Here is an 11,992-nt window from a genome sequence, read left to right on the forward strand (position 1 = left end):
ACCAGACCGCGAGGTTGATGAAGGTGGCAGGGATCGAGGGCGCAAGGCGCTCGAAACGGGTGAAGACGACCAGGCCGGATCCGGCGTCCGCGCGACACCCGGATCTGGTGCAGCGGGAGTTCACCGCGACCGCTCCGAACCGGCTCTGGGTGACGGATCTGACGTTCGTGGCGACCTGGGCCGGTGTCGCGTACGTGTGCTTCATCATCGACGCGTTCTCCCGCATGATCGTCGGGTGGCGGGTCGCGTCGCACATGCGCACCGAGATGATCCTCGACGCCATCGAGATGGCCCGCTGGTCCAGAGGTCACCGCCACGCGGACCTGCGGTGTCACAGCGACGCGGGGTCTCAATTCACGTCCATTCGCTACGGCGAACGCCTCGCGGAGATCGGCGCGACGCCGTCGATCGGGACCGTCGGTGACAGCTATGACAATGCCCTGGCCGAGACGGTGAACGGGTACTACAAGGCCGAACTCGTCCGCGGGCCGGCCCGGTCCGGGCCGTGGAAGACGGTCGAGAATCTCGAGCTCGCCACCCTCGGTTGGGTGCACTGGCACAACACGCAGCGCCTCCACAGCTACCTCGGCGACGTCCCGCCCGCCGAGTTCGAGAACGCGTTCTATGCTGTCCAAGCCGACCGCGAACACCTGGTCGGAATCAAATAGCGCGAGTCTCCATCAGACCCAGGGCGCTTCATAGCGGACGCAGCGGTCTCGTAGGCGTTCGGGGCGATGTTGCCGATCGCGGAGTGGCGGCGGCGGGTGTTGTAGCGGTTCGCCCACCGGAACACGGCCCGGTAAGCCGTGGCCTGGTCGGGGAACGCGGGGCGACCCTCGAGCAGCTCGCGCTTGAGAGCCGCGTTGAACGATTCGGCCAAGGCGTTGTCCGCGGACGAGCCGATCGCGCCCATCGACTGGGTCACCCCGAGCCGCTCGCAGAGAGTTGCGTACGACTTCGAGGTGTAGACCGACCCGTGGTCCGAGTGGAAGATCGCGCCGCGCAGAGTGCCGCGCTCGCGCCGCGCGGTCCTGAGCGCGTCCTCGACGAGTTCGGTGCGCATGTGCCCGGCCATGCTCCACCCTGCCAGCTTCCGCGAGCCCAGATCGATGCAGGACGCGAGGTAGAGATTCGTGCCGTCGGCGATGGGCAGGTAAGTGATGTCGCCCACGTAGCGGCGGCCCGGCTCCCCAGCGGTGAAGTCTCGGCCGACCAGGTCGGGGAACTTCCGGTCGGACTGGTCCGGCACCGTAGTCTTCACGCGCTTGCGCAGGCGGATGCCGGCCAAGCCGTGCTGACGCATCACGCGGGCCACCCGCTTGTGGTTGACCCGCTCGTCGGCAGGCGCGTCCTCGTTGAGGTCGGCGGTGATCCGCGGCGCCCCGGATGCGCGGTCCCCGCCCTGCTGCGGGTCTTGCAGCGCCCGGATCCGTGCCGCCAGCGCCGCGTCCGCTGCCACCCTCGCGGCCCGTTGCGGCGCGGCGGCCAGCCATGCGTAGAACGACGACCTCGCGATCTCCACGACCTCGCACAACCGCTTCACGCTCCAGGCGTCCTTGTGGTCCTCAACGAACTGGAAGCGGTTCACCAGTTCGTCTCCCCGGCGAAATACTTCGCCGCCTGGCGCAAGATGTCCCGCTCCTCGGCGAGCTTGGCCTGCTCGGTCCGCAGCGCCGCGTTCTCGGCCTCCAGCCGGGCGATCCGCGCAGCCTGCGACTCCGGCCGACCGGCCGGCGCGGCCGTGGGCGCCCCCGCGGTCGTGGTCCTAGAGCCGAGCTTGTCGACCCACTCCTTCAACGAGCCCCGGGACACGCCCAGATCCGCCGCGATCCCCTTGAGCGTCGCGCCCGGCGTGGACTCGTACAAGTCCACCGCCCGGCGACGGAACTCGTCGGTGTAGTTCTTCCTGGCCATCCTTGGATTCTCGCTTCCCCAGCATCGTGCTGGATACCGCGTGTCCAAGATCAAGGGTCAAGCCCCATGTTGTAGGCGGGCGGGTCCTCGGACATCAGAACCTGGTTGACGAGCAGACCCAGCACGGTGATCAGCACGGCCCGGATGAACAGCCCCACCCGATCGGCGGTCATCGTCCGGCCCCGATGGGATGTGCGCCCGCCGGTGGAGAACGCCAGGCCGACCCCGGCCAGCAGGGCGAACAGGGCCGCGGCGCGCCCGGCGAACAGCTGCCACTGCAGGGTGACCTCGTAGGTCTCAGGGTTCCAGGCGGGCAGAATGTGGATGGAGAACATCCCCAGCAGGGCCAGACCCCGAGCGGCGTCGACCCCCACCAGCCGTGGCTTCTTCACCAGCGGGAGGACTGAGCCCCCCTGTTGGTCCCCGCGTCCCCGAATTCGGGTGGTGGATGTTGACCATGCTGGTGCGTTCCTTCTCTCGGATGTACCGGCGGGTCCCGCCCACCGGCCCGGACCTGCGGGCCCCTCTCAACCTCCATCCCACCAAGGCGGATTAGCCCAGGGTTATCCTTTTCCTGTGTCCTGGCTGTGGAAGCAGTTCTCGCCTCCAGGACCGCTGCGCCGAGTTGCGGACGGTTTTCTCCGGCCCCGCGAATATCAGCACCACGGATGTACAACCGGGCGAGAACCGGCGGAGAAGGCCGGCGTCCGGGTCGTCCACACCCTGGGAGGAGTCCCTGGCCAGACAGGATCCTGCAGGCCACCGGCAGACCACGGACCGGATGACGGCAGGGGCGGGTTGCGTCGGCGTCCCTGCCCGCCCCAGCCGGCGTCAGCCGGTCCCCGTGGGGGCTAGCGGTTCTCGGTGCGCTGTTGCAGCTGATCCAGGTAGGCGTTGTAGGCATCCAGATCCGGGGTGCCCCTGACGGCGGCCTCGGCCTCGTCGCGGGCGGCTTTGCGCGCATCGTCGCGGTGCCACTGGCTCATGATGAACAGCAGAATCAGCACGGACGGCAATTCGCCGTAGGACCAGGCCAACGAGCCGGCCAGGACCTGGTCGGCCATCGGGTCGAGATCCCAGCTGTCCGGCGGGGTGGCGAAGAACTCCACGACGGGTAGCGGAGCCATCATGACGATGACGCCGAAGAAGGCGTGCAGCGGCATCTCGGGGACGATATCGGCCAAGCGACTGCCGTAGGTCTGCTTGGTCGGTAATGGATCGGCCGACAGCAGCGGAACGGTGAACAGGATTCCGGAGGCCAAGAACAGCAGTTCCAGCCCGATGTGGCCGTACCAGGTGGGCAGCAGCCGGTCGTCCAGTCCGCTGAGATACACCCCGTAGAAACTGACCAGGAACAACGGGACCAAGAAGGCGGGGTGGATGGCGAACCTACCCCACCGGGAACGCAAACCCCACAGGGCCAGACGCAGCACCACAGCGCCGGGCCCGCGATGAGGTGTGGCCCGTAGCAGCAGGGTGCCCGGGCTGCCCAGGACCAGCAGCGCTGGGACGATCATCATCAGAGTCAGCTGCTGGAACATGAACACGGAGAACATGCGCAGCCCGTAGCCTTCGATTCCCGCGCCCATGGTGACCGCGGTGGCCGCGCACCCGGTGAGGAAGCACAGGGTCCGCCACACCGGCCACCGCCGGCGTGCTGTCCACAGCCGGGTTGCTCCGGCCAGATATAGCACAGCCAGCACCAGCGCGATGGCCGGGATGAGCGGGATCGGTTGCATCGTGGGTGCCAGGAAGTTCTCCAGGCTCGGGGGTTCGGTTGGGACCCAGACCGGCCCTTCCACGCTGGGGTCAACCATGGTCACGGAGAGCATCGACTGCCAGGGTCGCATTGTCGCACGCCACAGAACGGTCCCGGGGTCCTGATCGGGCCCTGAGCTCAGGACCGGGGCCGGTGGGGCGGGCGTGCCCCACCGGCCCCTTCCCGGACTTCCATGGGATCTCGGAGGTGGCGGCCGAAGAACCCCGGTGGATTCCGGTCCCGGCGCACAGCTGGGCCGAACCTGGAGACCGGTTCACGTCTGAGCCCGTCAGCCTTTCACGGGCCCGGCCACGTGTGCTGATCCTGGCGTGCGGATGGACATCATGATGGGGTGCGTCGCTCGGCCAGCAGGTCCTCCATGTAGTCGATCTCGGAGGTCTGGCTGGTGGCGATCGACTGCGCCAGGGACGTCACCACGGGATGGTCGGTGCGCTCCAGGATGGCCTGGGCCATGGTCGCACCTGCCTGGTGGTGGGGGATCATCAACTCGAGGTAGAGCCGTTCGGCCTTCCGGCCTTGGGCGTCCTGGAGCTCGGCCAGCTGTTCGGCGGTGGCCATACCCGGCATTCGCGCGTCCAGGCCCGGGGCCGTGGAGTCCATACCGGGCATGGACGTGTGGTCCTGCGCGCCGTCGTCCATCCAGGCCATGGTCGGCTGGGACGAGGCCTGGGGCAGCCCCCACACGGAGAGCCACCCGTACATCTGCCCGACCTGTTGCTGCTGGGTGCGGGAGATGTCGTAGGCCAACCGGCGGATCTCCGGGTCTTGTGTGCGGTCGCGGACCAGGGAGCTCATTTCCACCGCCTGCAGGTGGTGGGTCTGCATGTCGCGGGCGAACCCGGCTTCCGGGCTGCCCTCCGCCGGGGTGGAGGACCTCGGAGCACTCAGCTGCCCCACCGCCCAGCCGGCCGCCACCAGCAGCACGGCCGCCAGCACCAGCAGGACCCACCGTCCCCGGTGCCCTGCCAAGCTCCTGGAGGCGGCGCCGGTGGTGCTGGTGCTCATGCGACCCGGCTGGGGGCATCGATGCCGCCGGTGCAGGATGCCCCGGGCTCCGGGGCGTCGGGGGACTGCCAGTACTTGGTCACGAACTGCTCCAGGCGCTCATCCTCCGGGGAGTCCAGGGCGACCTGAGCCCCCCACGCCGAGACCATGATGGGGGCGCCCAGATCCTCGTAGGGGGAGAGCACCACGTAGGTGTCCGGGACAGCCTGGCGCAGGGCCTCAGCCTGGTCCTCGGACAGGGCCGAGGGGTCGTAGGCGGCCCACACTGCCCCGTGCTCCAAGGCGTGCACGGCGTTCTCCTCGGGCACCGGCTCGGTGTAGACCCCGCAGTTGAGCCAGTCACTGGCGTGGTCCCCGCCCACCGGAGGGGACTGCTCGTAGTCCACCGCGGTCTCCACATGGGAGTTGCCGAGGCCCTCGAAGGTCTGCAGCCCGGCGATCTCGATGTCCTCCCGCGCCTGGGGCGGGGGATCGTTGATCACCGCCACCGTCACCAGGGCCGCCACCGCCGCGACAGCCGTCACCGCACCCGCGCCCGCCAGGACCCGCCGCCTGCGGGTGGCCCGGGCATCGGCCGCCCAGTGCTTCTCCAGCAGCGCAGCGCGTTCCTGCCGCGCCCGCTCCGGGTCCGTACCACCAGCCATGCGTCCTCCTTGAAAGGCCCAAAAAGGGTCTTGCTCCTCATGAACGGGCAGGACAGTAGCCCACTGCGCTGAGCCTTTCCTGCAAGGCCTTCTTGGGAAGATCGTCCACCACCCACTCCTGGACATGTGGGCGAGTGTGCATCCTCGAGCGCAGGAGAGGCGCGTCCTCGGTGGCTAACGACGACGACGCAGGAGATCCCGGCCTGGGGCGGGAAGTAAGGACCGGGTGCGCACTCCTCGCTGGTCGTTCAAAGAGGACGCACCCGGAGTATGTGATGCCTGAACCGGCTCAGCGTAGGCAAACCTGGACCGGCCCGGAGCCGACGTTGACGCTGTCGAGGACCGCCTGGTGGCCGTTCCAGCCGCCGTGCACGGCCTCGCCACCGCCGGGATGGACCCCGGTGTGGGCGCCCCCGGGGAGCAGTCGACGAGGACACCGGTCTAGGTCTGGACGGTGGAGACGCGGGCGCCGGACTCAAGTGATCGGCCGGTTAGCCGCGGAAACTGGTTCCGGCCGCGCCCAGCGCATCACTCACCGCCCCAGTGCAGGCCTGATCCCGGACGGTGTCACCGAAACGACCGATGTCCGACGGGGGTGCTTTCGGAAAGAAGCACTCCCGCAGCAGGTGAAGGGCGCAGCAGGTGAAGGGCGCAGCAGGTGAAGGGCACAGCAGGTGCGCGTGAGGTAGAGGCGGCCCGGCCCCGGGTGAGAGCGGTCCGGGGATCTGCTGCGGTGACCCCGTGGGGCACCGCAGCAGCGAGTCCGGCTCAGCGGTAGGTGTAGTACCCGTCGACGGGCATGGCGTTGACGGAGTGGACGAAGGTGCCCTGGGTCGGGTTCAGCGCCGAGACCATCTTGCCGCCACCGATGTAGATGCCGATGTGGTGAAGGCCGGCCGGTGGGCTCATCCGTCAGGTGCGGAGTGCCCCGCCAGGATCATCGTCGATGGACCGCATGGGTGCACTCGGATGGACCGCATGGGTGCACTCCGCAGCTGTAGCCGCAGACTCGAACGATTGCCACGATCCTGTCGATGTGCACATGCCAGCGAATCGGCACACGGGGAGCAGTCCTGCGGAGAGGATCGGAGAGTGCTCATGGCCTTGCCCTGTCTTCCGCTGGACGCGGGCAGTGCTTATCCTGCTCCGCCTCGGCATTGGAGCGAGAGCCCTTAGGGTGCAGCGATGGCTCGGGGGACGGGGATGCCGCAGTGGCGGACGGCACCCCCGTCCGCCCTCACCGTATGAATACGAGCTGGACATTGCCCGATCATCAAGGGAAGCCCCTCATCTCCTTTGATACAGATTCTGCTGTACGGTTATTGGATGAGGATCTTGTCCCCGGTCGCGGCGATGTCCCGTTTCGGCAAAGCACTGGCCGATCCCACCCGGGCCGCGGTGCTGCTGCAGCTGCAGCAGGGCCCAGCGGTGCCCTCGGAACTGGCGGCCCGGATCGGGGTGAGCCGGCAGATCGTGTTCAACCACCTGGCCTGTCTGCGCGACTGCGGGTTGGTCGTGGGCGTGCCGGTGGGGCGCAACGTGCGCTATGAACTCTCGGACCCCAAGCTGGCCCACGCGTTGGAGGACCTGCTGGGCACTATCCTCACCGTCGAACCGGTGTGCCGGTGCGGGACACCCGAGTGCGCCGCCGAGGCCCTCGCCGATGACGCCACCACCCAGGAGATTCCGGTATGAGCGGCGAGCACGATCATTCCCACGCCGGCGCCGGGCGGAGGGGGAAACTGGCAGTGGTGTTCGCCATCACCGCCACGATTATGGTCGCCGAGATCATCGGTGCGGTGGTCTCGGGCAGCCTGGCGCTGCTGGCCGATGCCGGGCACATGTTCACCGACTCGGCCGGGCTGCTCATCGCCCTCACCGCCGCGACCCTGGCGCTGAAACCGGCCACGGACAAACGCACCTGGGGGTACCAGCGCGCCGAGATCGTCGCCGCGGCCGCCCAGGCCTCGGTGCTGCTGGCTGTGGGCGGGTTCATCGCCGTCGAAGGGGTGCGCCGGCTGTTGGAGCCCCCCGAGGTCGAGTCCACGGCCATGCTGTGGTTCGGGGTGGTCGGGCTGGTCGGCAACATCATCGGGCTGGTCATCCTCGCCTCGGGCCGGGGGGAGAACCTGAACATGAAGGCCGCGTTCCTGGAGGTGGCCAACGACGCCCTGGGCTCGGTAGCGGTGATCGTCTCCGCGATCGTCATCGCCACCACCGGGTGGACCCGGGCGGATGCGGTCGTGTCCTTGTTGATCGCCGCCCTGATCGTGCCGCGGGCTCTGATCCTGCTGCGCGACACCATCGAGGTCCTGATGGAAACCACCCCGAAGGGCCTGGACCTCGAGCAGGTCCGCACCCGCTTGGAAGCCCTGCCGCACGTGGTCGGTGTGCACGATCTGCACGCCTCGCGCATCGACTCCGACACCCCGGTGCTCTCGGCCCACGTCACCGTCCACGACGGCTGCCTGAACGCTGAGCACGCCGGGGTCGTCCTGGCGGATCTGCAGGCCTGCGTGGCCCGTGACTTCGACGTAGCCATCGAGCACTCCACCTTCCAGATCGAACCGGCCTCCCACCGCCACGATGAGACCCTCCACCCCTAGCCCCCTCCACCGGTACGCCCTGCTGCCGGAGACAGAACGGACACCCCTGTGAGTACTACCGCCAGCCCGCCCACCCCAAAGCAGAAGCCCTCCAAGGCCAAGATCATCGTGTGGGTCCTCCTGGTCGCCGTCGTGGCCGCCGTGGCCATCCCGATCCTCATCGCCCGTGCCAACTCCACCCCCGAAACGGTGCCCCAGGGCCAGGGGCAGGTCGTGCGGGAGAACAGCCGGGTGCTCTCCCAGGCACCGGACGAACAGGCCGTGCTGGTGGAGTTCCTGGACTATGAGTGCGAAGGGTGCCGGGCCGCCTACCCCGTCATCGAGGAGCTGCGGGCCGAGTACGCCGACACCGTCACCTTCGTCCACCGCTACTTCCCGCTGCCGGGCCACCGCAACTCCATGAACGCCGCCCTCGCGGTCGAAGCCGCCGCCCAGCAGGGACAGTACGAGGCGATGTACCAGCGTATGTTCGAGACCCAGGAACAGTGGGGGGAGTCGGCCGAGGACCAGAGCGCGGTCTTCCGCGGCTTTGCCAAAGACCTCGGCCTGGACATGGCCGCCTTCGACGCCGCGGTGGCTGATCCGGCCACCCAGGAGCGCATCGAGCTCGATGTCGCTGACGGTGAGGCTCTGGGGGTGGGTGGGACTCCCACGTTCTTCCTCGATGGGGAAGTGCTCAACCCCGAGTCCCTGGAAGGCTTCCGGGACGCCGTCGAAACCGCAGCCACCGACTGACCCAATGGTCACCCCACCCCACACGCCCACCCCGCCGGTGGTCCTCCCCCCGCCTCCCGGCCCGACGCCGACTGGACGGCGCCGACGCGCCATGGCTGCCGTCTACATCGGTATCGGGGTGGGGACCTTGGCCGTGCTGTGGGTGGCCCTGGGATCCTCCGGGGCCACCGCGCCCCGGGAAGTGCTCGATCCCGGGGTCCTGGTGCGCTGGGGGTTGCCGCTGGCCACGACCGTGCATCACCTGGCCATGGGCATCACCTGGGCCGGGCTGGTCTTCGCCACCACCGTGGTGCCCCGGTCCACTCCGGTCCCCGGAGCGGGACAGACCAGGGCCGAGCACCCGGCCTTCGCCCGGGCCATGACGGTGGCTGCGGCCGCGGCCGCGGTGTGGACCCTGGCGGCGGTGGCGATCATCGTGCTCAGCTACGCCGACACCATCGGGGCTCCCGTGTCCGGCTCGGCCGAGTTCACCGGGCAACTGGGTTACTACGTGACCCGCCTGATCCCCGGCCAAGCATGGGCCGTCACCGCGGTGGCCGCGGCACTGACCACCACCCTGGCCGTGCTCGTTCGTTCCCCGGCGGCGGTGGCCGCCACCGCCCTGGTGGCCCTGGCCGCCGTCATCCCGCTGTCCCAACTGGGACACGTGGCCGGGGTCGATGATCACAACGGGGCCGTCAATGCTCTGGCCCTGCACCTGCTCGGTGCCGGGATCTGGACCGGCGGGATCATCGTGCTCGCCCTGCTCGCCCCGCTGCTGACCGCCCCCGCCACCGGCCACGGGTCAGCCCGGACCGTGCTGGAACGCTTCTCGGCCCTGGCCGGGGTGGCTTTCGTCCTGGTGGCTGTCTCGGGAGTCATCAACACCGTCTACCGGATCGGTGGCTGGGACGGGCTGGACTCCGGCTACGGGGCGCTGGTGATCGCCAAGACGATCGCCACCGTGGCCCTGGGCGTGCTGGGGTACCTGAACCGCCGGGCGATCACCGCCGGCACCCCGACGCTAGGCCGGGTGTGGCGGCTGATCACCGTGGAGGTCTTCATCCTCTGCGCCGTGATGGCCCTGGGCGTGGCCCTGGCACGCACCCCCACCCCGGTGCCTCTGGAGAGACAACCTGACATCACCCCCGCGGAGATCCTCACCGGCTACCTCCTGCCCCCGCCCCTGAGCTTCTCCGGTTGGTTCACCCAGTGGCGCGTCGACTGGCTGTGGATCGCCGTGGCGATCCTCGCGGCTTGCCTCTACCTGGGCGGGGCCCGACACCTGCGCCGCACCGGCGCACCATGGCCGGTGGCACGCACGGCCGCATTCCTGGCCGGTCTGGTGCTGCTGGTCTACGTCACCTGCGGAGCGATGGCCCTCTACGCCCCGATCCTGTTCAGCGTCCACACCGCCGCCCACCTGCTGCTGAGCTTCCCGGTGCCGCTGCTGCTGATCGCCGGAGCGCCCGGCCGCCTGGCCGCGGCCCTGGTTCCGGTCCGCACTGACGGCAGCACCGGGTGGTGCGAGCTCGCCGCTGCATGGCGCACCTCCCGGGCCGGGGCCCTGCTGGCTCACCCGGCCCCGGCCGGGATCCTGATGCTGGCCGGGCTGGGCGTCTTCTACTACACCCCCGCCTTCGCCGTGGCCCTGCACACCCACGTCGGCCACGAGCTGATGAACACCACCGCCGTGGCCCTGGGCCTGATTTTCGCTACCGCCGCGCTGGCCGCCCCACCGGACCGCAGAGCGGTGCGCACGCAGGCCTTGGTGCTGCTCGCGGTGGCCACCGTGCTGGGGATCTGGGTGGTGTTCACGGCCCTGTCACCGACGGTGATCCAACCAGAGTGGTTCTCCGGACTCGGCCGAGACTGGGGGCCTTCTCCGCTGGCGGATCAACAATCCGCGGCCCATTCCATCCTCTTGGCCGGGGTCCTGCCCCTGTTGGCCGCGGCCCTGGCCGTCCTGGCTCGAAGACACCAGCACGGCACCACCGACGCCACCGTTGATCGAGGAACCCCCAAGGACATCCACCATGGCTGAAACCACCACCAGCGCCCACCGCCACCCAGGCGCCGGCCCGGTCGCCGAGGAGCACCTGCCCGGATTCGCCCGTCGCCGCCCCTTCGCCCTGGTCCTGTTGGTGACCGGGGTGATCGGGTGGGTCGCCTCGGCGATTCTGGTGCTTGAGCGCCTTCAGCTCTACAAGGACCCGGGCCACGTCACCAGTTGTGACATCAACCCCTGGGTGTCCTGCGGGCAAGTCATGGGCACCTGGCAGTCGGAGCTCTTCGGCTTCCCCAACCCGCTGATCGGCATCGTCGCCTTCGCGGTGGTGATCACCACCGCCATGACGATCCTGGCCGGGGCCCGCCTCGGGCGCTGGTACTGGGCGGGCCTGCAGGTCGGGGTCACTCTCGGGGCGGTGTTCGTGATCTGGCTGTGGTCCCAGGCCCTGTTCGCGATCTACATCCTGTGCCTGTACTGCATGATCGTGTGGGCGGCGATGATCCCGCTGTTCCTCCTGCTCACCGTGCGCAACCTCGCCCACGGCGTCATCCCCGCCCCGCCCCGGTTGGTGCGCTTCGCCACCGAGTGGGCCTGGACCCTGGTGGCCATCGCCTACGTGGCCGTGGCTGCCTCGGTGTTCTTCCGCTTCTTTTCTACCTTCACCGGCCTCTGACCCACCCCTGAACGATTCCGGCCATAGCGCCCCTTCAAAGATGCCATGGCCACGATGTCCAGCGACCCGACAACTGCCCCCTGGATCTTGCCGCAGCACCTGCTGTTGGATGTCCTCGAACAACAGCCAGAGGGCCCCTGCCATGGCAGGGGCCCTCTGGCTGTTCCCGACGGTGCCGCGCATCCGGTGACACGACGCGCTCCGTTTGAGGGATGGAAGCGACCACCATTAGTGGGACACCCACGCCAGTGCTGCCCCTGCTCATCGTGAAGCGCCCTGAGTTTGTTGGAGGCTCCTGACCTTGGAAACGAGGATGGAGTTATGCCGAAGGAACTGGCGAATGGGAAGCCGACGACGCGTCGCTACTCGGACGAGGAGAAGGCCGCCGCGGTGCGGATGGTGAGGACGCTGCGGGCCGAGCTCGGGGTCACGCAAGGAACCGTGCAGCGAGTCGCGACGCAGCTCGGGTACGGGGTCGAATCCGTGCGGATGTGGGTGAAGCAGGCCGACATCGACGAGGGTGTCACCTCCGGCGTGAGCTCGGCGGAGGCGCAGCGGGTGAAAGAGCTCGAGCAAGAAGTCCGCGAGCTTCGCCGGGCCAACGAGGTGCTGAAGCGGGCTGCGTCTTTCTTCGGGGCGGAGCTC

The 11,992-nt window shown here is 68.9% G+C and carries 11 protein-coding genes and 2 pseudogenes; 7 read left to right on the forward strand and 6 right to left on the reverse strand.

Annotated elements, in window-relative coordinates:
* On the forward strand, nt 1-668 hold a 668-nt coding region (locus tag AS25_RS09915; protein ID WP_035959088.1), incomplete at its 5' end, for an IS3 family transposase.
* 32 nt (nt 669-700) lie between these two features.
* Here the strand turns inward: AS25_RS09915 and AS25_RS09920 are convergent.
* From AS25_RS09920 to AS25_RS09950, 6 genes and pseudogenes are all read right to left on the reverse strand, one after another.
* Nucleotides 701-1,914 (reverse strand): annotated as a pseudogene (locus AS25_RS09920) (IS3 family transposase); the annotation flags it as partial.
* 50 nt (nt 1,915-1,964) lie between these two features.
* Nucleotides 1,965-2,306 (reverse strand): heparan-alpha-glucosaminide N-acetyltransferase domain-containing protein, encoded by a 342-nt coding sequence (locus AS25_RS09930; RefSeq protein WP_035964795.1) that lies wholly within the window; start codon nt 2,304-2,306, stop codon nt 1,965-1,967.
* Nucleotides 2,307-2,765: 459 nt separating this feature from the next.
* A complete protein-coding gene (locus AS25_RS09935; protein WP_035964799.1) occupies nt 2,766-3,731 on the reverse strand; it encodes a cytochrome c oxidase assembly protein in 966 nt (321 codons plus the stop codon).
* A 284-nt stretch (nt 3,732-4,015) separates the two neighbouring features.
* Nucleotides 4,016-4,699, reverse strand: a complete 684-nt coding sequence (locus AS25_RS09940) for a DUF305 domain-containing protein (protein ID WP_052160887.1) — start codon at nt 4,697-4,699, stop codon at nt 4,016-4,018.
* Nucleotides 4,696-5,343 carry a thioredoxin-like domain-containing protein gene (locus AS25_RS09945; RefSeq protein ID WP_035964797.1) on the reverse strand — a complete coding sequence of 216 codons (648 nt, stop codon included), beginning with the start codon at nt 5,341-5,343 and terminating at the stop codon, nt 4,696-4,698. Before AS25_RS09945 ends, AS25_RS09940 begins: the two co-directional genes overlap by 4 nt.
* Before the next feature lie 768 nt (nt 5,344-6,111).
* Nucleotides 6,112-6,237 (reverse strand): annotated as a pseudogene (locus tag AS25_RS09950) (C40 family peptidase); the annotation flags it as partial.
* A 432-nt stretch (nt 6,238-6,669) separates the two neighbouring features.
* Here AS25_RS09950 and AS25_RS09955 point away from each other — a divergent pair.
* From AS25_RS09955 to AS25_RS09980, 6 genes are all read left to right on the forward strand, one after another.
* The gene (locus tag AS25_RS09955) at nt 6,670-7,038 is read left to right on the forward strand and encodes an ArsR/SmtB family transcription factor (protein WP_052160888.1); all 369 of its coding nucleotides are present in this window, start codon (nt 6,670-6,672) and stop codon (nt 7,036-7,038) included.
* Nucleotides 7,035-7,949, forward strand: coding sequence for a cation diffusion facilitator family transporter (locus AS25_RS09960; RefSeq protein ID WP_019311266.1), 915 nt, complete (start codon nt 7,035-7,037; stop codon nt 7,947-7,949). Before AS25_RS09955 ends, AS25_RS09960 begins: the two co-directional genes overlap by 4 nt.
* Nucleotides 7,950-7,997: 48 nt before the next feature.
* Nucleotides 7,998-8,684, forward strand: a complete 687-nt coding sequence (locus tag AS25_RS09965) for a DsbA family protein (protein WP_035964798.1) — start codon at nt 7,998-8,000, stop codon at nt 8,682-8,684.
* Between the two features lie 91 nt (nt 8,685-8,775).
* Complete coding sequence (locus AS25_RS09970) at nt 8,776-10,707, forward strand: bifunctional copper resistance protein CopD/cytochrome c oxidase assembly protein (protein ID WP_019311268.1); 1,932 nt, start codon at nt 8,776-8,778, stop codon at nt 10,705-10,707.
* The gene (locus tag AS25_RS09975) at nt 10,700-11,347 is read left to right on the forward strand and encodes a vitamin K epoxide reductase family protein (protein ID WP_019311269.1); all 648 of its coding nucleotides are present in this window, start codon (nt 10,700-10,702) and stop codon (nt 11,345-11,347) included. Before AS25_RS09970 ends, AS25_RS09975 begins: the two co-directional genes overlap by 8 nt.
* 321 nt (nt 11,348-11,668) lie before the next feature.
* Nucleotides 11,669-11,992 (forward strand): transposase (locus tag AS25_RS09980; protein ID WP_035959115.1); only part of this gene is annotated, 324 nt, incomplete at its 3' end.

The organism is Kocuria marina, from assembly GCF_000786655.1.
Taxonomy (GTDB): Bacteria; Actinomycetota; Actinomycetes; order Actinomycetales; family Micrococcaceae; genus Kocuria; species Kocuria marina_A.

Excerpts from the sequence above, each read along its gene's own strand:
- AS25_RS09955 (WP_052160888.1), top strand. The coding sequence starts at position 6,670 with ATGAGGATCTTGTCCCCGGTCGCGGCGATGTCCCGTTTCGGCAAAGCA.
- AS25_RS09960 (WP_019311266.1), top strand. The coding sequence starts at position 7,035 with ATGAGCGGCGAGCACGATCATTCCCACGCCGGCGCCGGGCGGAGGGGG.
- AS25_RS09970 (WP_019311268.1), top strand. The coding sequence starts at position 8,776 with ATGGCTGCCGTCTACATCGGTATCGGGGTGGGGACCTTGGCCGTGCTG.
- AS25_RS09940 (WP_052160887.1), bottom strand. The coding sequence starts at position 4,699 with ATGAGCACCAGCACCACCGGCGCCGCCTCCAGGAGCTTGGCAGGGCAC.
- AS25_RS09945 (WP_035964797.1), bottom strand. The coding sequence starts at position 5,343 with ATGGCTGGTGGTACGGACCCGGAGCGGGCGCGGCAGGAACGCGCTGCG.
- AS25_RS09975 (WP_019311269.1), top strand. The coding sequence starts at position 10,700 with ATGGCTGAAACCACCACCAGCGCCCACCGCCACCCAGGCGCCGGCCCG.
- AS25_RS09935 (WP_035964799.1), bottom strand. The coding sequence starts at position 3,731 with ATGGTTGACCCCAGCGTGGAAGGGCCGGTCTGGGTCCCAACCGAACCC.